Genomic DNA, 267 nt, shown 5'->3' with positions numbered 1-267 from the left:
GCGCCACGGCTGATGATCTGATCCACGTGTAGCAGGTGCGCCGATGGCCCAGGAGATCGAGCTTACCGTGACCCTGGATGCGGCGCTCGCCGCCCGGTTGCGAGCCGCCGCGGCCGAGCGCGGCTGGTCCGCTGAGAGCTTGGCTGCCGCGTGCGTCGCTCAGCACCTGGAGGTGGCGATCCGTCACCGCGTTCTGGTCGAGCGGATGGAGCAGATCGACGGCGCCATCCTCGACATGGCCCAGGCGGTCGGCGAACTCGGCGCGCC

General features: G+C 70.8%; 1 protein-coding gene. It reads left to right on the top strand.

What is annotated here, in order from left to right; translation table 11 throughout:
• Positions 1–43: 43 nt before the first annotated feature.
• Positions 44–267 (top strand): hypothetical protein (locus tag KZZ06_RS21010; RefSeq protein WP_219581891.1); only part of this gene is annotated, 224 nt, incomplete at its 3' end.

Origin of the sequence: Sulfitobacter sp. CW3 (assembly GCF_019392245.1) — a bacterium.
Lineage (GTDB): Bacteria > Pseudomonadota > Alphaproteobacteria > Rhodobacterales > Rhodobacteraceae > Sulfitobacter.
Note: the sequence above shows the minus strand (reverse complement) of the source record. Positions and strands in the feature narration are given on the sequence as shown.